Origin of the sequence: Aeromonas sp. s2 (assembly GCF_040907935.1) — a bacterium.
GTDB lineage: Bacteria > Pseudomonadota > Gammaproteobacteria > Enterobacterales > Aeromonadaceae > Aeromonas > Aeromonas dhakensis.
Genome location: NZ_JBFOCR010000014.1, coordinates 380,203 through 399,363 on the forward strand (window position 1 = coordinate 380,203; position 19,161 = coordinate 399,363).

Genomic DNA, 19,161 nt, shown 5'->3' on the forward strand with positions numbered 1-19,161 from the left:
GCCCGCTACGGGCCGCAAGCAGGCCTCCCGCACCTGTTCCTCTCATCCTCTTGTTTGCCTGCGGCCTGCCCGCGTTATCCAAAAAAAGAGTCGACAAAATTTATCTTGTGGCGCCGTTGGGTCGATAAACTTAGGTGAAATGCGACAAATTTTGACAATGCGTCGGAATTTTGGCACTTTGTGCATCCTGCATAAAGTGCGTGGCTTGACCACATAAGCACAATAAAACAATAAGTTACGTCGAGAATAGAGGGATGGATATGATGGCAATGGGAGTGTTGATTGTTGACGCCGATGCGCAGCGGCGCCAACAGTTGGGGACAGTTCTCTCGTTCATGGGGATCCCCTGGCAGGAGGTTGCCGAGGGTGATCTGGAGGTTGCCATCGAGTCATCCGGCCCGCTGCAGGGGGTACTGACCGGTGCCCTCAATGGCCGGCCGCTGGGCGAGCTGCTGACCGGTTTTCCCCGGGTGCCTTTCCTGTCGCTGGTGGAAGCCGACTTCCCCAACAGCAACTTCATCGGGGTGGCTGAGTCCCCCTTTACCTATGAATCCCTGACCCGCCATCTGCACTTTTGCCAGGCCTTCGTCTCCCTCCACCCCCGTCAGCAGACCCACGACAAGGGGCAGGCGCTGCTACGCCTGCTGGTGGGCAAGGGCAAGGGGATCCAGGAGGTGCGCCGGCTCATCAGCCAGGTGGCCGAGACCGATGCCAACGTGCTGATCCTCGGCGAATCGGGTACCGGCAAGGAAGTGGTGGCGCGCGCCATCCATGAACTCTCGGCCCGAAGCGCGGGCCCCTTCGTGCCCATCAACTGCGGCGCCATCCCGGCCGAGCTGCTCGAGAGCGAGCTGTTCGGTCACGAGAAGGGGGCCTTCACCGGAGCCATCGCCGCCCGGCGCGGTCGCTTCGAACTGGCCCAGGGGGGCACCCTGTTTCTCGACGAGATCGGCGACATGCCGTTGCCGATGCAGGTCAAGCTGCTGCGGGTGCTGCAGGAGCGGATGTTTGATCGGGTCGGCGGTGGCAAGCCCATTCAGGCGGACGTGCGCATCATCGCGGCCACCCACCGGGATCTGGAGGCGATGATCCGCACCCAGGTCTTCCGTGAAGATCTCTACTATCGCCTCAACGTCTTCCCCATCGAGACCCCGCCGCTGCGGGATCGGGCCGACGACATCCCGCTGCTGCTGCAGGAGCTGCTCAATCGCCACGCCGAGCTGCATCAGGGGATGATCCGCCTGACCCAGCGCGCCATGGAGTCCCTGATGCAATACCCCTGGCCGGGCAACGTGCGCGAGCTCTCCAACCTGCTGGAGCGGCTGCTCATCCTCTACCCGCAGCAGATCGTCGATGTGGCCGACTTGCCGAGCCGCTATCGGCTGCTGCCCTGCGAGCCGCGGGACGAGCGGCTGACCGAGATGGACGAGCGCGATGCGCTGGCCGCGGTGTTCCAGGATCCGCCCGAGCTGGATCTGCCCGCCAGCCACGCCCGTGCCATGCAGCTGCCGGAGGAGGGGGTCAACCTCAAGGAGATGCTGGCTGACCTGGAAGTGGAGCTGATCCGCCAGGCGCTGGAGTCCCAGGACGGGGTGGTGGCCCGCGCCGCCGACCTGCTCGGCATGCGTCGTACCACCTTGGTGGAGAAGATGAAAAAATACGGGATGAGCAAGGAAGCATAAGGGTCAAAGCCTTGACGCCAAGCTTCAAGGCTTTGATTTTATATATAATTTTTAGTGGCATGGAAATTGAATAAGCTGACTAAGTCGCCAGTTTGAGGTCAGCTTTATGACAGCCCAGCCGCAAGAAACCCCGCTCCAGTCTCACGAGGTGAGCCAGCTTTACGCCATCTTCACGGCGCTGCCCACCGGTGTCTTGCTGCTCGACGGCGAGGGCCGGATCACCCGCGCCAATCCGGCCGCCAAGGCGCTGCTGGGGGAGCCGCTGGAAGGGCAGGCCTGGCGCCAGATCATCGACCGCTGCTTTCAGCCCCGCGAGGATGACGGCCACGAGATCTCCCTGCGCGATGGGCGCCGGGTGCAGCTGTCGACCCAGCCGCTGCCGGATCAGCCGGGCCAGCTGGTGTTCATCAACGATCTGACCGAAACCCGCCAGCTGCAAGATCGCATCAACCACATGAAGCGGCTGTCGGCCCTTGGCAACATGGCTGCCTCGCTGGCCCACCAGATCCGCACGCCGCTCTCCGCCGCCATGCTCTATGCCGCCAACCTGGCCAACCGCACCCTCAAGCCCGAATCCCGCAGCCAGTTCCAGCAAAAGCTGATGGCACGCCTGCAGGATCTCGAGAAGCAGATCAACGACATCCTGCTGTTTGCCCGCAACGGTGACAACCAGGTGGTGACCCCCACCTCGGTACAGGGACTGCTGGCCGAAGTGCAGGCGGGGGCCGAAGTCTTCTGCGCCCAGCAGGGCTGCGAGCTGCACATGGAGGCGCCGGAGCCTGATCTCTGCCTGCTGGCCAACAACAGCGCGCTGGCGGGAGCCGTCAACAACCTCATCGCCAACGCCCAGCAGGCGGGGGCAACCTCCTTGCTGGTGAGCGCAGTGCGCAGCGGCGCCCGGGTGGAGCTGCGCATCCTCGACAACGGCAAGGGGATGCCCGCCCACCTGCTGAGCCAGATTTTCGAACCCTTCTTTACCACCCGATCCCAGGGCACCGGCCTTGGGCTGGCGGTGGTGCAATCCGTCGTCCGTGCCCATCAGGGGGAGGTCAGCGTGGCCTCGGTCCCTGGCGAGGGCACCTGTTTTACCCTGTCGTTCCCTCTGCATCAGCAGGCGGTGCCGCTCGGAGGTGTCGCATGAACCATGTTGAGCGTCAGCGCCATCCGGCAGGGATCAATATCAATGCGGCCAGGCTGGCTGTGGTGGGAGGTGTAGCATGACTCAGGCCCGGATCCTGGTAGTGGAAGATGACAATGGCCTGCGCGAAGCGCTGATGGATACCCTGTTGCTCGGTGGCTATGAGTGCCGCGAGGTGGACAGCGGTGAGCGGGCCCTGCTGGCCCTGTCGCGCCAGAATTTCGACATGGTGATCTCGGATATCCAGATGGGGGGAATGGACGGCCTGACCCTGCTGGCCAACATTCGTCAGCAATATCCCCAGGTGCCGGTGCTGTTGATGACCGCCTACGCCAATATTGACGGCGCGGTGCGGGCCATGCGCGAAGGGGCCATCGATTACCTGGCCAAGCCCTTCTCCCCCGAGGTGCTGCTCAATCAGGTCAGCCGCTATGTGCCGGCCCAGAAGGTGGAGAAACGGGCCGTGGTCTACGGCGATCCCAAGACTGCCGAGCTGTTCCAGCTGGCGACCCGGGTGGCCAGAAGCGAGGCCACCGTGATGGTGACCGGTCCGAGCGGGACCGGCAAGGAGGTGCTGGCCCGCTACATCCACGACAACTCCAGCCGCGCCGAACAGACCTTCGTCGCCATCAACTGCGCCGCCATTCCGGAAAACATGCTGGAGGCAACCCTGTTCGGCTACGAGAAGGGGGCCTTTACCGGTGCGGTGCAGGGCTGCCCCGGTAAGTTCGAACAGGCGCAGGGGGGGACCCTGCTGCTCGACGAGATCACCGAGATGGATCTGGGGCTGCAGGCCAAACTGCTGCGGGTGCTGCAGGAGAAAGAGGTGGAGCGGCTCGGCAGTCGCAAGCTGATCCCGCTCGATGTGCGGGTCATCGCCACCAGCAACCGGGATCTGAAAAAAGCGGTGCAGGATGGCCTGTTTCGCGAGGATCTCTACTACCGCCTCAATGTCTTCCCGCTGCGCTGGACGGCGCTGTGGGAGCGCCCGGGCGACATACTGCCGCTGGCGGAGCACCTGCTGGCGCTGCATGCCGGTCAGCAGGGACTGCCGACGCCGCAGCTCACAGAACCCGCTCGCGAGCGGCTGCTGGCTCACCCCTGGCCCGGCAACGTGCGCGAGCTCGACAACGTGGTGCAGCGCGCCCTCATTCTGAGTCCCGACGGCCTCATCGGCTGCGAGCACCTCATTCTGGAAGAGGTGGAGGAAGAGGAGATCCGCCTGGTCGGCAACGAGCGCAGCAGCGGCAGCGAACACCTGGGCAGCGAGCTCAAGCAGCAGGAGCATCAGATCATTCTCGACACCCTGCAGGATTGCAACGGCAGCCGCAAGGCGGTGGCCGACCGGCTCGGCATCAGCCCACGCACCCTGCGCTACAAGCTGGCCCAGATGCGCGAGGCGGGGATCGACCTGCCAGCCTGAGGCCATTCCGGGCCCGACCATGGGCCGCAGTGCGGGAGGCATCATGGTCTTGCCGGCCCGCCTCGATTATCATGGGGCCTCGGCGTTATGAGCCCGATTCCTGTCTGTATCGCAGCACAGGGGTCGGCGCCTTTATAAGGGACCCCTATGATCTCTCATCGAAAACTGGAAAGCGTACTCAACCATCTGCTCGAACCGCACGCCATCAAGGATTACTGCCCCAATGGCCTGCAGGTGGAGGGGCGTGAGCGCATTCGCAAGGTGGTGACCGGCGTCACCGCCAGCCAGGCCTTGATCGATGCGGCCGTGGCCGCCGATGCTGACGCCATCCTGGTCCATCACGGCTACTTCTGGAGCGGCGAGCCGGCCCAGATCACCGGCATGAAACAGCGCCGCATCAAGACCCTGCTGACCCACGACATCAACCTGTTTGCCTATCACCTGCCGCTGGACGTGCACCCCGAGGTGGGCAACAACGCCCAGCTGGCCCAGTTGCTGGGCATCAAGGTGCGCCGCGGCCTCGAGCCCTGGAACAGCAAGAGCGTCGCCATGGTGGGCAAGCTGGAAGAGCCCATGAGCGGGTCTGACTTTGCCAAGCTCATTGCCGAGCGGCTCGGCCGTGAGCCGCTCCATTGTGGCGACAGCGGCCCCGAGCTTATCCGCTCGGTGGCCTGGTGCACCGGCGGCGGCCAGAGCTACATCAATCTGGCGGCGGAGCAGGGCATCGATGCCTTCATCTCCGGTGAAGCCTCCGAGCAGACCATCCACACCGCCCGCGAGATGGGCATGCACTTCTACGCCGCTGGCCACCACGCCACCGAGCGTTACGGCGTCAAGGCGCTGGGGGAGTGGCTGGCGACGGTGCATGGGCTGGATGTCACCTTTATCGATATCGACAATCCGGTCTAGGTTCGATTAGCCGCGTAGCGGGGTAATCGGACCTGACTGCAGCAAGTGCGCTGGTAGATAGAAATGACAAGGGAGGCTTAAGCCTCCCTTGTTCTATTTTGCATGTGGCAGTTAACCGTTACTCGCTGGCATAACCCGCGGGGCCGAGCAGAGCGCCGCCGAGCAGAGCGGCCCCCTCCAGCATCTGCAGCCTGCCTTCACAGAACCACTGCACCACCAGTGGGTAGATGCTGTGCTCCTGCACCTGCACCCGGGCCGCCACCTCCTCGGCCGTGTCCCCTTCGAAGATGGGAACGCGCGCCTGCAGGATCACCGGGCCGCCGTCGAGCTCTTCGGTGACGAAGTGGACGCTGGCGCCGTGTTCGTCGTCACCGGCATCGATGGCGCGCTGGTGGGTGTGCAGCCCCTGGTACTTGGGCAGCAGGGAGGGGTGGATGTTGACCATCCGACCGGCAAAGTGCCGCACCAGGTCGGCACTCAGGATCCGCATAAAGCCGGCCAGCACCACCAGGTCGGGCTGATAGTCGTTCATCAGCGCCAGCAGGGCGGCGTCATACTCCTCCCGACTGGCAAACTGCTGCTGGGCCAGGATGGCGGTGGCCACCCCCGCCTCTTTGGCGCGCACCAGCCCGTAGGCATCGGCCTTGTTGCTGATGACGCCGACCACCTGACCGGCAATCTTGCCGTCGGCGCAACTGTCGAGAATGGTCTGCAGGTTGCTGCCGTTGCCGGAGATAAGGACCAGGATCCGCATCATTGGATGATGACCTGCTCCTCGCCATCGGCCGCCTTGGCGATGTGGCCGATATGCCAGGCGTTCTCGCCTTCCGCCTTGAGCAGGGTCAGCGCTTTTTCAAGCTGATCCGCCGGCAGGGCGATGATCATGCCGACGCCGCAGTTGAAGGTGCGGTACATCTCGTGACGGGTGACGTTGCCAGCCTCTTGCAGCCAGCTGAACACCGCCGGCCACTGCCAGCTCTGCTCGTCGATCACCGCCTGGGTGTTGGCAGGTAGCACGCGCGGGATGTTCTCCCAGAAACCGCCGCCGGTGATGTGGGAGAGGGCGTGGATCTCGCACTCCTTGATGAGCTTGAGCACGGGTTTCACGTAGATACGGGTTGGCTCCAGCAAGGCATTGGCCAGGGTGGTATCACCCAGCGGCTGCTGCACGTCGGCCTTGGAGACTTCCAGGATCTTGCGAATGAGGGAGAAGCCGTTGGAGTGGGGGCCGCTGGCGGCCAGGGCGATCAAGGCATCCCCGTCGCCGACCTTGCTGCCGTCGATGATCTCGCTCTTCTCCACCACACCGACGCAGAAACCGGCGATGTCGTAGTCTTCCCCTTCATACATGCCCGGCATCTCGGCGGTTTCGCCGCCCACCAGGGCGCAGCCGGACTGCTCGCAGCCGGCACCGATGCCGGTGACCACGGCGGCGGCGGTGTCCACATCCAGCTTGCCGGTGGCATAGTAGTCGAGGAAGAAGAGGGGCTCGGCGCCCTGCACGATGAGGTCATTGACGCACATGGCCACCAGATCGATGCCCACGGTATCGTGTTTTTTCAGATCGATGGCGAGGCGCAGCTTGGTGCCCACCCCGTCGGTGCCGGAGACCAGCACCGGCTCCTTGTAGCCCGCAGGGATTTGACACAAGGCCCCAAAGCCGCCAAGACCACCAAGGACTTCAGGACGACGAGTGCGCTTTGACACGCCCTTGATACGTTCAACCAGTGCATTGCCGGCATCGATATCCACGCCAGCATCCTTGTAGCTCAGTGAGGTTTTGTCAGTCACGCGTATTCCCCGTCATATAAAGAAGTGGAGGGTAAAATTCGGGGCGTATTCTAACAGTGGCGGTGAAAAACCAGAAAGGAAATCGTTTGCGCGTTTTTGCGCGGAAATGCTCTACAAGCGGCGGCTTTTGTTGTATGATTCCGCGATTTTTTTTGCGGCAGTTAGAGGAGATAATAATGAAAGTCGTTGAAGTCAAACACCCCCTGGTCAAGCACAAGATCGGTCTGATGCGTGAAGGCGATATCAGCACCAAGCGTTTCCGTGAACTGGCCAAGGAAGTGGGCAGTTTGTTGACCTACGAAGCGACCTCTGACTTCGAAACCGAGAAGGTTACCATCGATGGCTGGAACGGGCCAGTGGAAGTTGACCAGATCAAAGGCAAGAAGGTCACCGTGGTGCCCATCCTGCGTGCCGGTCTGGGCATGATGGACGGCGTGCTGGAGCACATGCCGAGCGCACGCGTCAGCGTGGTCGGTATCTACCGCGACGAAGAGACCCTGCAGCCGGTTCCCTACTTCGAGAAGATTGTCAGCAACATCGAAGAACGTCTGGCGCTGGTCATCGACCCCATGCTGGCCACCGGCGGCTCCATGATCGCCACCATCGACCTGCTCAAGAAGAAGGGCTGCCAGTCCATCAAGGTGCTGGTGCTGGTTGCCGCGCCGGAAGGCATCAAGGCGCTGGAAGCCGCTCACCCGGACGTGGAGCTGTTCTGCGCCTCCATCGACCAGGGCCTGAACGAGAAGGGCTACATTGTCCCGGGTCTGGGCGACGCCGGAGACAAGATCTTCGGCACCAAGTAAGCCTCGATCGCCTCATCGCGTGCCTGCAGGCGCGCAAACGGAGCCGGCACATCGCCGGCTCCGCTGTTTCTCCCGCCCCTGGCTTGCTGCCATGCGCGCCTTGCCGCTACCATAAGCACCATCTCCCATTTCGAGACTTTTCTCATGCTCAAACGTGTTGTGACCGCCCTCTGCTGCGGCTTGTCATTCATGGTGTCGGCTGCTCAGGTGACCGATCTCTATCAGGGCAAGGCCCCCACCAGCGGCGACATGGCGGCAGCCCAGTCCCAGGCTCTGGGCGAGGTGCTGATCAAGGTGACCGGCAAGCGCGACATCCTGACCCAGCCGGCGGTGGTCAAGGCACTGGCGGCCCCCGGTGCGTTCGTGCAGCACTACGGTTATCAGGACGTGGGGCCGGTGAAGTTTCTCAAGGCCGATTTCGACGTGACCAAGGTCAATGCCCTGGTGGCCGAGAGCAAGTTCGCCCTGCTGGGCCCGGCCCGGCCGCAAGTGGCCATCTGGCTGGTGATCAATGAAGGGGAGCGCCGCATTCTGCCGGATCAGTCCAGCGACGGCTGGGCCGCCGCCCTGCGTACCCAGGTCCAGGCGATGGGGCTGCCGGTCAGCATTCCGCTGATGGACCTGGACGACAACATGGCGGTCAATGCCACCGACGTCTGGGGTCGCTTCGCCGATCCCATCCTCAAGGCGAGCCAGCGTTACGGTGCCGAGATGGTGGTGCTGGGCAAGCTCACCCCTGAAGGTGACAAGTGGAGCATCGACTGGGGTCTCTACGGGCCCAAGGCCGGTGGTGAGCTGAGCGAACTGACCAAGGGCGAGGGCGCCGGCACCCAGGCCGAGGTGGCGCAGACGTTCGCCGATGCCCTGGCAGGCTGGCTGGTGCAGAACTACGGGGCGCGCATCTCCGGTGTTGCCTCCAGCCAGACACTGGTGGTGGAGGGGTTGTCCGGTATCGACGGCATGATCACGGTGCAGAAAATGCTGCAGGGGATGGCCAGCGTCACCAAGGTGGAGATTGGCAAGCTGGAGGGGGACAAGGTGACCTTCAACCTGAGCCTGCAGGGGGACAAGGCCGAGCTCATCCGCGGGCTGCAGCTGGAGAGCCGGTTGCGCCAGCTGGCGGATACCCCAGAGGGGCTGAGCTATCAATGGTCGCAGCCCTGATCCTGGTCGAGTATCCTGACCGTTCGGCCGTGAGGCATGGGCGCTCTCCTGCCCGGGCTTGAGCATGCCGGCCAAGGAGTAGCCGTTCCCGTTAGCAATGGTCGCAGCCTCGATCCTTTATGAGGATCCACACCGCCCGGCATCGTCCGGGCGGTTCTCTATCCGCCTTCGCGATGATACACTTGCCCGCAAATGTCACAGTCAAAGCCCAACGAGTGAAGCAACCGGCCCAACTGTCTTTAGCCGTACAACTACCGGATGATGAAACCTTCGTCAGTTTTTATCCCGGCAACAATGCTCATCTGATCACCGCCCTCAAGAATGCGGCCATTGGTCAGGGTTCGCCTTTCCTCTATTTCTGGGGGGCCAAGGGATCGGGCCGCTCCCATCTGCTGCACGCCACCTGCGCCGAGGTCAATGCTCGCGACGCTGCCGCCGCCTATCTCTCCCTCGATCAGTTCGAACAGCTCGACCCCAGCATGCTGGATGCCCTAGAAAGCCTGCCGCTGGTCTGCCTCGACAGCCTGGAAGCCATCGCCGGCAATGCCCTGTGGGAGCGCGCTTTGTTCGACTTCTACAACCGCTGGAAGGAGAAGGGCGAGGGGACCCTGGTGGTGACCGGTTGCAGCGCGCCGCGCAAACTGGGGCTGCAGCTGCCGGATCTCGCCTCCCGCCTCGATTGGGGGGTGAGCTTCCACCTCGACGAGCTGGACGATGAGGGCAAGCTCAGTGCCCTGCAGCTGCGTGCCGAGCTGCGGGGCTTCAAACTGCCCATCGATGTGGGCCGCTTCCTGCTCAACCGCCTCTCGCGCGACATGCGCACCTTGCTCACCACTCTCAATCAGCTCGACAACGCCTCTTTTCGTGCCAAGCGCAAGCTGACTATCCCCTTTGTTAAAGAGATCCTCGAGCTCTGAGCCCTTCGGGTGTGTTTGAGCGTGAGCGACGCCTAAGCAATGAATAAAAAGAAACCCCGGCCAGTGGCCGGGGTTTTGCTATCTCAAGGACTCTCTCAAAGAGTTCTGCCTATCAGTGGAACTGATCTTCTTCGGTGGAACCCGTTAAAGCGGTCACCGAGGATTGGCCGCCCTGAATGACGGTGGTCACCTTGTCGAAGTAACCGGTGCCCACCTCTTGCTGGTGTGCCACGAAGGTGTAGCCCCGCTCGGCAGCGGCGAACTCGGGCTGCTGCACCATCTCGACGTAGTGCTTCATCCCTTCGCCACGGGCGTACTGGTAGGCCAGCTCGTACATGTGGAACCACATGTTGTGGATGCCCGCCAAGGTGATGAACTGGTACTTGTAGCCCATGTCGGACAGCTCCTGCTGGAAGCGGGCGATGGTGGCATCGTCCAGGTTCTTCTTCCAGTTGAAGCTCGGCGAGCAGTTGTAGGCCAGGATGCGATCCGGGAACTGGGCCTTGATCGCTTCGGCAAACTTGCGCGCCTCGTCCAGATCCGGCTTGGCGGTTTCGCACCACACCATGTCGGCGTAGGGGGCGTAGGCCAGACCGCGGGCGATGGCCTGATCGATGCCGGCACGCACCTTGTAGAAACCTTCGGCGGTGCGCTCACCGGTCAGGAAGTCCGCATCGTAAGGATCCGCATCCGTGGTCAGCAGGTCTGCCGCGTTGGCGTCGGTACGGGCGATCACCAAGGTGCTGGTGCCGCACACGTCGGCCGCCAGACGAGCCGCGACGAGCTTCTGCACCGCTTCCTGGGTCGGAACCAGCACCTTGCCGCCCATATGGCCGCACTTCTTGACGGAGGCGAGCTGATCTTCGAAGTGGACGCCGGCGGCGCCCGCTTCAATCATCCCCTTCATCAGCTCGAAGGCGTTCAGCACGCCGCCGAAGCCGGCTTCCGCATCCGCGACTATGGGCAGGAAGTAGTCGATGAAGCCCTCGTCCTGCGGCCCGACCTTGTTGGCCCACTGGATCTGGTCGGCACGGGCGAAGGAGTTGTTGATGCGCTCCACCACCGACGGTACCGAGTTGGCCGGATAGAGGGACTGATCCGGATACATGGTGGAGGAGAGGTTGTTGTCTGCTGCTACCTGCCAGCCGGAGAGGTAAATCGCCTCGATCCCCGCCTTGGCCTGTTGCACCGCCTGGCCGCCGGTCAGGGCGCCGAGACAGTTGACGTAGCCCTTCTTGGCGCCGCCGTGGATCAGCTCCCACAGCTTGTCGGCGCCGCGCTGGGCCAGGGTGTGCTGCGGCTGCAGGCTGCCGCGCAGGTTGACCACGTCCTCGGCGCTGTAGCCGCGTTTGATCCCTTTCCAGCGGGGGTTCTGTGCCCAGTCTTTCTCGATAGCCTGGATCTGTTGCTCACGGGTCAGTGCCATATCAGTTCCCTCTTTCATTGATTTCACGTTTCCATTGACTTGTTATTGGCGAGCCCCTTCCGGAGCCCGTGATTCAGAGCCGCTCGTAACCGGGCAGCGTCAGAAAATCGATCAGGGTATCGGCGCAGGTGATCTCTTCCATCAGGGCGCTCGCCTCGGCGAAGCGACCCGACTGCCAGCGGGCTTCGCCCACCTCGCGTTTGACCACCTCCTGCTCCTCGGCCAGCATCTGGCGGAACAGATCCTTGGTCACCACCTGGCCGTTGGAGAGGCTCTTGCCGTGGCGGATCCATTGCCAGATGGAGGTGCGGGAGATCTCGGCGGTGGCCGCATCTTCCATCAGACCGTAGATGGGCACGCAGCCGTTGCCATTGATCCAGGCCTCCAGGTATTGCAGGGCAACCCGGATGTTGGTGCGCATGCCTGCCTCGGTGCGCTCGCCCTCGCAGGGTGCCAGCAGGTCGGCGGCTGTGATGGGGGCATCCTGCTCGCGCAGCACGCCGATCTGGTTCTTGGCGCCGGCCGGGATGGTGGCGTTGAACACGGCCATGGCGGTGTCGGCCAGGCCCGGGTGGGCCACCCAGGTACCGTCGTGGCCGTTGTCGGCTTCACGCTGTTTGTCGGCATGTACCTTGGCGAAGACCTGTTCGTTGACGGCGGCATCCTTGGCCGGAATGAAGGCGGCCATGCCCCCCATCGCCAGCGCGCCGCGCTTGTGACAGGTCTTGATCAGCAGACGTGAGTAAGCGGAGAGGAACGGTTTGTCCATGGTCACCACCTGGCGGTCCGGCAGGACGCGATCAGGGTGATTCTTGAGCGTCTTGATGTAGCTGAAGATGTAGTCCCAGCGGCCGCAGTTGAGGGCTACGATGTGATCCTTCATCTGATAGAGCAGCTCGTCCATCTCGAATACCGCCGGCAGGGTTTCGATCAGCACGGTGGCCTTGATGGTGCCGCGGGGCAGGCCGAACTTGTCTTCGGTCCAGGCGAATACCTCGCTCCACCAGCGCCCTTCCAGATGGCTCTGCAACTTGGGTACGTAGAAGTAGGGGCCGGATCCCTTGGCCAGCAGCGCCTTGTGGTTGTGCAGGAAATAGAGGGCGAAGTCGAACAGGCCGCCGGGAATGGGGGCACCATCAAAGGTGACGTGTTTTTCCGGCAGGTGCAGACCGCGCACCCGGCAGATGAGCACGGCCGGATCGGCATTGAGGGTATAGGATTTCCCCTCCGGGCTCTGGTAGGCAATGGTGCCATTGACCGCATCGCGCAGGTTGATTTGCCCCTCGATCACCTTGTTCCAGGCGGGGGCCAGCGAATCTTCGAAGTCCGCCATGAACACCTTGACGTTGGCGTTGAGGGCGTTGATCACCATCTTGCGCTCGACCGGGCCTGTGATCTCCACACGGCGATCCTGCAGGTCGGCAGGAATACCGCGTACCGTCCAGTCGCCGGCGCGGATGTGGGCAGTCTCAGGCAGGAAGTCCGGCAGCTCGCCGCCATCGATACGTGCCTGGCGTGCCACACGTTGTTTCAACAATTCGTCCCGTTGGGGAGCAAAGCGTTCCACCAGTTCGGATACCAGGGCCACCGCGTCCGGCGTCAGAATTTGCGCGTAATCGGGATGCATTTCGCCCTGGATGCGCAGACGGGCGCTACAGTGGGTCTGGGCCGGTGCCGACATAGTGTTCACTCCTTTGAGAATTACATTTTGAACTAATTAACTACGACTAAAGTCGATCCCTGTTTTTTCAATCTTCCCGTAACAACGGGATAACACGATTCATAAGGTGCGAAATATTGCTCTATTCGTCAACAGCTTTTTTAAAACGCCTGTTTTGGTCATGATATTAACTGTATGTTTTAAAAGGGTTTGTTTGATTAACGCAAAAACTCTATGCAGATGGTTATGCTCTTGCTTTCCATCCCTTCGCGATGGCCCCATATCGGGGGGAGAACAGTCGATGGGATGTAACTTATTACGTAATAAAATTACAAATGCAAAAACAAATCCCGACCTCACTCCAAGCTTTCAAAAAACGTCCGTATGAAATGTGTTTGAGCAACCCAGCAAGCGCTTGGTGCCTTCTGGCATTGGCTGGAGAACGGTTGTTTAAAACTTAAGTCGCTCAATGGGACCAAATGGGGTCCAGTGGCAGCAGAGTGAGAAAGTGATGGGCAATAACGTAGGTTTGTATCACCTCAGGGATGGCGTGTGCAGGTGAGGGGAGAAACGCTGGTAGCAGATATGACTGCCGCTATTTCATTACGCAGGATATTGTTGTTATTTGTATCAGCGGGCCATCCTGGCCCTCAAAGGAGGTATCAAGGGGAGATGATCCCGAGTGTCGCGACCCTGCTCTCCCGTGACAGGAAGGGTTGACGCCAGGGCTGACGGTTCAGTAGTCATCGTCCGGCGCCGCCAGATCGACGATGTCGAGCCGTACGACGGGGCCATGCTCGACCACATACTGGTTGGCACCGGTTTCGGTGGCCGGCTGGGGCAGGGGAGAGTGTTCGGGTTGTGTTTCAACTGCTTGCGTCATGGGTGCTTGCCTCACTGGATTGCAAGCCGGTTGGTGACTCCATCACCCGGGTTTCCACCTCCCTGTACGAATTGCCGGCGGAAAAGTCGCGTATCCTAGCGATACTCTAGAAAGGTTTCAAGCGGTTCTGAATAAAATCCGTACCGCAACTGACTGGTGACTCTTTGAAGGAGAGGGCGTGACACGAGAGGCTAACGGCGAGCGGCGGGTGAAGATCGGGATGACGGGCAAAAAAATAGCCCAGTCGCTGGACTGGGCTATTTTCGGGGAATGATGGTCGGCGTGAGAGGATTTGAACCTCCGACCCCTGACACCCCATGACAGTGCGCTACCTGGCTGCGCTACACGCCGACAAGGTCAGTCTGTGCTGACGGGGAGGAAGTCTAATGTTCCGCACCTTTGGACGCAACTCCTTTTTTATCATAGAGATGCTGACTGCTTCTTTATTGCTCACCACAGATGGAACTTGGGGGCGTCAGCGGGATTTGGCATAATCGCCGCCCCGCCGCGGGCATGGATGGCGGGACCTATGCCACAGAGAGCGGCGGCACGGGGCCGTGATACCGTCTTTCGCCGACAGCATGATCTGTCGTCATCAACCAGTCAGAGAGGAGCAGGGCGTGAAACCATCGGACGTTGCAGCACAGGCGAGCCAGCACGAGCAGGATGAACGCTGGATGCGCCATGCCATGGCGCTGGCCACCAGGGCCGAGGGGATCGGCGAGATCCCGGTGGGCGCCGTGCTGGTGCTGGGGGAGGAGATCGTCGCAGAGGGCTGGAACCGCTCCATCAGCGAACACGACGCCTGCGCCCATGCCGAGGTGATGGCGCTTCGGGCAGCCGGCGAACGGCTGCAAAACTACCGTCTGCTCGACACCACCCTCTATGTGACCCTGGAGCCCTGCTGCATGTGTGCCGGTGCCCTGATCCACAGCCGGGTCAAGCGGGTGGTCTATGGCGCGCGGGACTTGAAGACCGGGGCGGCCGGCTCAGTGTTCGAGATCCTGCAGGACCCGCGTCACAATCACAGGGTCGAGCTGACCGGCGGCGTGCTGGCAGAGGCCTGCTCGGCCCAGCTGTCGGATTTCTTCAGGCGTCGCCGCGCCGAGAAAAAGGCCGCCAGATTGGCACTGCAACAAACCCCGGCCGCCAACGATTGAGGCGCATCGGCGCAAGCGGCGCGCTCCAGCGGCGCTTGCGCTGCATTTTTAACTTTATAAAACAGTCGCTTGCCATCTTCTTCATGGCATCTTTGATGCCGCTTTCTTGCCTGCAAATAAGCCCCGTTCACGGGTTCTTCATGTAACAAAACTGTCATGCAACCGCCATATAATGCCGCCAAGCCTAGCTCACATTGAGGTTTTGCATGTCATCGGAATCGTTGCACCTGGTTATGGCGGGGAGCAGAAAGCGCCGTATCAAGGATAAGTTGGCCAAGTACGGGGTGACCACGGGCGGAGCCCTGGTACTGGTCGCCCTGTTGCTTATTTTCTTCTATCTGCTCTATGTGGTGAAACCCATCTTCAATGGCGCCTCCATGGAGCCGACCGCATCGTTTACCCTGCCCATTCAGGGCAAGACCGCCTGGCTCGGGGTGGAGGAGCAGAACGAGATCGGCTATCGCTTCAGCGACCAGGGCCAGGTCAACTTCTTTGCCGTCCAGAATGATGGCAAGGTCAAGGTGGGCCAGTCGCTCGGTCAGGCACAGGTAAAGGGTGACATCACCGCCGTCGCGCCGCCGTCGCCGGGCCAGAAGCTGATGGCCTACGGTTTTGCCGACGGCAAGGCCCAGGTGGTGCAGCCCGCTTTCAAGGTCTCCTATCCCAACGACGTGCGGGTCATCGAACCCAGTCTGCAGTACCCCTTCGGCGAAGAGCCGGTCGTGGTGGACCCTGCGGGCAAGGCGCTGTCGCTGATGGTATTTGAAGCCACCAAGGACAAGATGGCCACCGCGGCCGTGACCGCCGATGGTCGCGGCGTCATGATGGTGATGAGCGGCGAGGAGAACTTCCTCTCCGGCGAAGTCGAGTGGAGCGCCCAGAACTACACCATCCCCTCCCTGCCGCGCCACGTGGATCAGATGTTGCTGACCCCCAACCTGCGCATCCTGTTCGTGCGCGAGGGCAATCGCCTCTCGGTCTACGACATTCACAACCTGAACGATATCTCCCTGCGCAACGTGCTGGAGATCAACGCCCCCAACGCCAACGTGACCCGGGTCGAGCTGCTCTCCGGCGCCTCCTCCCTGCTGGTGGGCAACGACAATGGCGTCATCTCCCAGTGGTTCGAAGTGGCCCGGGATGGCAAGCGCCAGTTCACCCAGATCCGCGACTTCAAGGGCGATGGCGCCGTGGCGCAGCTGACCCCGGAACATTTTCGCAAGGGTTTCATCAGTGCCGACAAGAGCGGCACCATCAGCTTCTTCCACGCCACCGGCGAAACCAAGCTGCTGAGCGAGAAGGTGGAGGGCGGTCCGCTGGCTGCGCTGGCCATCTCCCCCCGTCACAACGTGCTGCTGATGCAGCAGGGGGATGCCTTCAAGCTGTTTGCGGTAGAGAACGAGCACCCCGAGGTAACCTGGTCGGCGCTCTGGCAACAGGTGTGGTATGAAGGCTACCCCGAGCCCCAGTACGTCTGGCAGTCCACCTCCGCCAGCAACGACTTCGAAGCCAAGCTGAGCCTGGTCCCGCTGGTGTTCGGCACCCTCAAGGCCTCCTTCTATGCCATGGTGTTTGCGGTGCCGCTCGGAGTCGCCGGCGCCATCTACACCGCCTACTTCATGTCGGCGGGGCTGCGCAAATACGTCAAGCCGACGGTGGAGATCATGGCGGCCCTGCCGACCGTTATCCTCGGCTTCCTGGCCGGTCTGTGGCTCGCTCCCATCATCGAGGGGGCGCTGCCCGGCGTGGTGCTGCTGCTGATCCTGCTGCCGATGGGGATGCTGCTGACCGCCTTGGTGTGGAACTACCTGCCGGAGCGCGGCAAGGCCTGGTTGCCGGAAGGGTGGCACGCCATCCTGCTGATCCCGGTACTGCTGCTGATTGGCTGGGGCGCCTTCGCGGTGAGCCCGCTCATCGAGAACGCCTTCATGCACGGTGACTCGCGCATCTGGCTGACCCACGACATGGGCATCAAGTTTGACCAGCGCAACTCCCTGGTGGTCGGCATCGCCATGGGCTTTGCGGTCATTCCCACCATCTTCTCCATCGCCGAAGACGCCGTCTTCTCGGTGCCCAAGCACCTCACCCAGGGCTCCCTGGCCCTCGGTGCCACCCCGTGGCAGACCTTGAGCCGGGTGGTGATCCTCACCGCCAGCCCGGGCATCTTCTCGGCGGTGATGATGGGCCTTGGCCGCGCCGTGGGCGAGACCATGATAGTGCTGATGGCCACCGGCAATACCCCCATCATGGACTTCTCCATGTTCCAGGGGCTGCGCACCCTGGCCGCCAACATCGCGGTGGAGATGCCGGAATCGGAAGTGGGCAGCTCTCACTATCGGGTACTGTTCCTCGCCGCCTTCGTGCTGTTCGTGTTCACCTTCTTGTTCAATACCCTGGCCGAGTTCATCCGTCAGCGGTTGCGTGAAAAATACAGCTCCCTGTGATGGGCTGCTCTGTAAGGATCGAGGAATCGACAATGGGTAAGTGGTTTAAATCGGGGGCCCCCTGGATCTGGATGACCGGCGGCGCCGTCAGCCTGAGTCTGGTAGCGGTACTGGGTCTGCTGCTGCTGATAGGCTGGCGTGGTCTGGTCTACTTCTGGCCCCACCCCATCTATGAGTGGCAACTGGAAGACGCCCAGGGCAACAAGAGCGTGCTGATCGGCGAAATCAACGACCGCGAGCTGGTGCCGGTCGAGCGGCTGCGGGCCGCCGGCCTGCCGCTGGCAGGGGAGGAGCGCGAGCTGCTGACCCGCTATCTGGTCAAGACCGGCAACCGCGAGTTCGTCGACCTGGACTTCCGCTGGGTGCTGGAGACCGACATCAAGTCCCAGAGCCTGCCGGCGGAGCTGGCCATGGTGGAACGCGCTACCAACGGCAACTTCTACGGCTATATCGTCGCGGTGAAAGAGGATGGCCGCGAGCTCACCTCGGATCTGCATCCCGCCCTGCAGCGGGTGCTGGCGCGGGCCAACGGCCTCTCCGAGCAGGCTGACGATCTGCAAAAAGGGGACATCGGCAGCATCAACTATCAGCTGGAGCGGCTGCGCCTGAAAGAGCGCAAGGCCGAGCTGGACGACAAGTTGACCGATCAGCTTAAAGCCGAGCTGGCGAGCGAGCGTCAGGCCCTCAACGATCGTTATCAGGTGCTGGAGAAGGAGCTCTTCTCCCTGCGTGCCCAGGCGGACAGAGACAGCATCACGGTCAAGGACATGCGCGGCGAACTGGTGACCATGCCCATGTCCAAGGTGCTGGACGTGGTGTGGCCCAACGACATGAGCCTGCCGGCCAAGGTGGGTTACTGGTTCCACCAGATCGGCAAGTTCGTCTCCGACGATCCGCGCGAGGCCAACACCGAGGGCGGGGTGTTCCCGGCCATCTTCGGCACCGTCTTCATGGTGTTCCTGATGGCGATCATCGTGACTCCGCTGGGGGTCATCGCTGCGGTCTACCTGCACGAGTACGCGGGCAAGAACAGCCTGACCAAGATCATCCGCATCGCAGTGATTAACCTGGCGGGCGTGCCCTCCATCGTGTACGGCGTGTTCGGTCTGGGCTTCTTCGTCTACACCCTCGGTGGTTCGCTGGACCAGCTGTTCTATCCGGAAGCGCTGCCGAGCCCGACCTTCGGCTCCCCTGGCGTCATCTGGTCTGCGCTGACCCTGGCCATCCTGACCCTGCCGGTGGTGATCGTCTCCACCGAAGAGGGGCTGGCCCGGATCCCGAGCACCATCCGCCAGGGGTCTCTCGCGCTGGGGGCCACCCAGGCCGAGACCCTGTGGCGCATCGTGCTGCCCATGGCAAGCCCGGCCATCATGACCGGCCTCATTCTGGCCATCGCCCGCGCGGCCGGTGAAGTGGCGCCGCTGATGCTGGTGGGGGTGGTGAAACTGGCGCCGACCCTGCCGATGGACGGCAACTTCCCGTATCTGCACGTGGAGCGCAAGTTCATGCACCTGGGCTTCCACATCTATGACGTCGGCTTCCAGAGCCCCAACGTCGAGGCGGCGCGTCCCTTGGTCTACGCCACCTCCTTCCTGCTGGTGACGGTGATCGTCGGCCTCAACCTGACGGCCATCGGTATCCGTAACCACTTGCGTGAAAAATTCCGGTCGCTGGAACATTGATAGACCAGCACCACAGAGACGGGCAGGGAACAGGGTTCCCTGCCAGCCAAGCGTTCCGGCCGCGGGCAATGAGAGTGCC

Annotated in this window: 15 protein-coding genes and 1 tRNA gene; 10 read left to right on the top strand and 6 right to left on the bottom strand. The window is 62.1% G+C overall.

What is annotated here, in order from left to right; translation table 11 throughout:
- The first annotated feature begins 260 nt into the window (after nt 1-260).
- The 4 genes from AB5Y81_RS12520 (at nt 261) to AB5Y81_RS12535 (ending at nt 5,152) form a co-directional block, all read left to right on the top strand.
- A complete protein-coding gene (locus AB5Y81_RS12520) occupies nt 261-1,682 on the top strand; it encodes a sigma-54 dependent transcriptional regulator (RefSeq protein WP_005302751.1) in 1,422 nt (473 codons plus the stop codon).
- A 106-nt stretch (nt 1,683-1,788) separates the two neighbouring features.
- Nucleotides 1,789-2,823, top strand: coding sequence for a sensor histidine kinase (locus AB5Y81_RS12525; protein WP_017765618.1), 1,035 nt, complete (start codon nt 1,789-1,791; stop codon nt 2,821-2,823).
- Between the two features lie 76 nt (nt 2,824-2,899).
- Nucleotides 2,900-4,243 (top strand): sigma-54 dependent transcriptional regulator, encoded by a 1,344-nt coding sequence (locus AB5Y81_RS12530; protein ID WP_017778559.1) that lies wholly within the window; start codon nt 2,900-2,902, stop codon nt 4,241-4,243.
- 147 nt (nt 4,244-4,390) lie between these two features.
- A complete protein-coding gene (locus AB5Y81_RS12535; RefSeq protein WP_017786251.1) occupies nt 4,391-5,152 on the top strand; it encodes a Nif3-like dinuclear metal center hexameric protein in 762 nt (253 codons plus the stop codon).
- A gap of 118 nt (nt 5,153-5,270) precedes the next feature.
- On the opposite strand, the gene purN is transcribed toward AB5Y81_RS12535, so the two are convergent.
- Together purN and purM are read right to left on the bottom strand one after the other, a co-directional pair.
- Nucleotides 5,271-5,909, bottom strand: coding sequence for a phosphoribosylglycinamide formyltransferase (gene purN, locus AB5Y81_RS12540; RefSeq protein WP_279484120.1), 639 nt, complete (start codon nt 5,907-5,909; stop codon nt 5,271-5,273).
- Nucleotides 5,906-6,943, bottom strand: a complete 1,038-nt coding sequence (gene purM, locus AB5Y81_RS12545) for a phosphoribosylformylglycinamidine cyclo-ligase (protein ID WP_005302746.1) — start codon at nt 6,941-6,943, stop codon at nt 5,906-5,908. Before purM ends, purN begins: the two co-directional genes overlap by 4 nt.
- A gap of 176 nt (nt 6,944-7,119) precedes the next feature.
- On the opposite strand from purM, the gene upp reads away from it, so the two are divergent.
- The 3 genes from upp to hda all read left to right on the top strand — a co-directional run bounded on the left by upp (nt 7,120) and on the right by hda (nt 9,827).
- Nucleotides 7,120-7,746, top strand: coding sequence for a uracil phosphoribosyltransferase (gene upp, locus AB5Y81_RS12550; protein WP_005302745.1), 627 nt, complete (start codon nt 7,120-7,122; stop codon nt 7,744-7,746).
- Between the two features lie 144 nt (nt 7,747-7,890).
- Entirely contained in the window at nt 7,891-8,910 is a 1,020-nt protein-coding gene (locus tag AB5Y81_RS12555) for a DUF2066 domain-containing protein (protein WP_279484121.1), read from the top strand.
- A gap of 215 nt (nt 8,911-9,125) precedes the next feature.
- Entirely contained in the window at nt 9,126-9,827 is a 702-nt protein-coding gene (hda, locus tag AB5Y81_RS12560; protein WP_010633474.1) for a DnaA inactivator Hda, read from the top strand.
- A gap of 112 nt (nt 9,828-9,939) precedes the next feature.
- Here the strand turns inward: hda and aceA are convergent, their stop codons facing one another.
- The 4 genes from aceA to AB5Y81_RS12580 form a co-directional block, all read right to left on the bottom strand.
- Nucleotides 9,940-11,253, bottom strand: a complete 1,314-nt coding sequence (gene aceA, locus AB5Y81_RS12565; protein WP_005302742.1) for an isocitrate lyase — start codon at nt 11,251-11,253, stop codon at nt 9,940-9,942.
- Nucleotides 11,254-11,326: 73 nt separating this feature from the next.
- On the bottom strand, nt 11,327-12,934 hold the full coding sequence (gene aceB / locus AB5Y81_RS12570) for a malate synthase A (RefSeq protein ID WP_005302741.1): 1,608 nt from the start codon (nt 12,932-12,934) through the stop codon (nt 11,327-11,329).
- Between the two features lie 715 nt (nt 12,935-13,649).
- Complete coding sequence (locus tag AB5Y81_RS12575; protein WP_279484122.1) at nt 13,650-13,796, bottom strand: hypothetical protein; 147 nt, start codon at nt 13,794-13,796, stop codon at nt 13,650-13,652.
- 274 nt (nt 13,797-14,070) lie between these two features.
- Nucleotides 14,071-14,147, bottom strand: a tRNA-Pro gene (locus tag AB5Y81_RS12580).
- 269 nt (nt 14,148-14,416) lie between these two features.
- Between AB5Y81_RS12580 and tadA the strand changes: the two genes are divergently transcribed.
- The 3 genes from tadA to pstA all read left to right on the top strand — a co-directional run bounded on the left by tadA (nt 14,417) and on the right by pstA (nt 19,082).
- Entirely contained in the window at nt 14,417-14,956 is a 540-nt protein-coding gene (tadA, locus tag AB5Y81_RS12585; RefSeq protein ID WP_279484123.1) for a tRNA adenosine(34) deaminase TadA, read from the top strand.
- A gap of 206 nt (nt 14,957-15,162) precedes the next feature.
- Nucleotides 15,163-17,400 carry an ABC transporter permease subunit gene (locus AB5Y81_RS12590; protein WP_279484124.1) on the top strand — a complete coding sequence of 746 codons (2,238 nt, stop codon included), beginning with the start codon at nt 15,163-15,165 and terminating at the stop codon, nt 17,398-17,400.
- A 32-nt stretch (nt 17,401-17,432) separates the two neighbouring features.
- Entirely contained in the window at nt 17,433-19,082 is a 1,650-nt protein-coding gene (gene pstA / locus AB5Y81_RS12595) for a phosphate ABC transporter permease PstA (RefSeq protein WP_017782339.1), read from the top strand.
- Nucleotides 19,083-19,161 lie beyond the last annotated feature (79 nt).